Origin of the sequence: Acinetobacter sp. YH01003, from assembly GCF_013420525.1 — a bacterium.
GTDB classification, from domain to species: Bacteria; Pseudomonadota; Gammaproteobacteria; order Pseudomonadales; family Moraxellaceae; genus Acinetobacter; species Acinetobacter towneri.
On sequence record NZ_VOXY01000042.1, the window covers coordinates 1 to 1748 of the forward strand.

Genomic DNA, 1748 nt, shown 5'->3' on the forward strand with positions numbered 1-1748 from the left:
GAAGTAGGCATGCATCTTAGGCAAATCCGGGGTGCTCTATGCTGAGATCTGATAGCAAGCTGTACTTGTACAGTGAAGTGGCTGATACCCTGCTTCCAGGAAAAGTCTCTAAGCTTCAGTTACACTGGAATCGTACCCGAAACCGACACAGGTGGTCAGGTCGAGTAGACCAAAGCGCTTGAGAGAACTCTGCTGAAGGAACTAGGCAAAATGGTACCGTAACTTCGGGAGAAGGTACGCTGTTGATGGTGATAGGACTCGCTCCTTGAGCTGTCGACAGCCTCAGAAACCAGGCCGCTGCAACTGTTTATTAAAAACATAGCACTCTGCAAACACGAAAGTGGACGTATAGGGTGTGATGCCTGCCCGGTGCTGGAAGGTTAATTGATGGGGTTAGCGTAAGCGAAGCTCTTGATCGAAGCCCCAGTAAACGGCGGCCGTAACTATAACGGTCCTAAGGTAGCGAAATTCCTTGTCGGGTAAGTTCCGACCTGCACGAATGGCATAATGATGGCGGCGCTGTCTCCAGCAGAGGCTCAGTGAAATCGAATTCGCCGTGAAGATGCGGTGTACCCGCGGCTAGACGGAAAGACCCCGTGAACCTTTACTGCAGCTTGACATTGAACTTTGACCTTACTTGTGTAGGATAGGTGGGAGGCTTTGAAACTTGGACGCTAGTCCGAGTGGAGCCGTCCTTGAAATACCACCCTGGTAATGTTGAGGTTCTAACTCTGTCCCGTTATCCGGGACGAGGACCATGTCTGGTGGGTAGTTTGACTGGGGCGGTCTCCTCCTAAAGAGTAACGGAGGAGTACGAAGGTGCGCTCAGCGTGGTCGGAAATCACGCGTAGAGTATAAAGGCAAAAGCGCGCTTAACTGCGAGACCCACAAGTCGAGCAGGTACGAAAGTAGGTCTTAGTGATCCGGTGGTTCTGTATGGAAGGGCCATCGCTCAACGGATAAAAGGTACTCTGGGGATAACAGGCTGATACCGCCCAAGAGTTCATATCGACGGCGGTGTTTGGCACCTCGATGTCGGCTCATCTCATCCTGGGGCTGAAGCAGGTCCCAAGGGTATGGCTGTTCGCCATTTAAAGAGGTACGCGAGCTGGGTTTAGAACGTCGTGAGACAGTTCGGTCCCTATCTACCGTGGGCGCTGGAAATTTGAGAGGATCTGCTCCTAGTACGAGAGGACCAGAGTGGACGAACCTCTGGTGTACCGGTTGTGACGCCAGTCGCATCGCCGGGTAGCTATGTTCGGAAGGGATAACCGCTGAAAGCATCTAAGCGGGAAGCCTACCTCAAGATAAGATTTCCCCGAGGCTTTATGCCTCCTAAAGAGCCGTTGAAGACTACGACGTTGATAGGTTGGATGTGGAAGCATAGCGATATGTGAAGCTGACCAATACTAATTGCTCGTGAGGCTTGACTATACAACACCCAAACAGTTGGGGTTGTATGCTCAATCGATTCAAATCCAATCAGTCAATTCAGACTGATCTTGATTTAGTTAACGCTAAACAATAAAATTCAGACCCAATACAGCCCAATCTGTTACAGATTCGGAAAACGCAGTGCATCACCATCGTGAATAAGACCAATGCAAGTCTCCGTAAACAGTTGTGCTGGCGACCATAGCAAGAGTGAACCACCTGATCCCTTCCCGAACTCAGAAGTGAAACCTCTTCGCGCTGATGGTAGTGTGGGGTTACCCATGTGAGAGTAAGTCATCGCCAGCTCATTATTC

The 1748-nt window shown here is 50.5% G+C and carries 2 rRNA genes; both read left to right on the forward strand.

Annotation, left to right across the window (positions count from 1 at the left end):
- A 23S ribosomal RNA gene (locus tag FTT70_RS13480) occupies window positions 1-1434 on the forward strand; the annotation flags it as partial.
- A gap of 191 nt (window positions 1435-1625) precedes the next feature.
- Window positions 1626-1740 (forward strand): 5S ribosomal RNA (gene rrf, locus FTT70_RS13485).
- The last annotated feature ends 8 nt before the right edge of the window (window positions 1741-1748 follow it).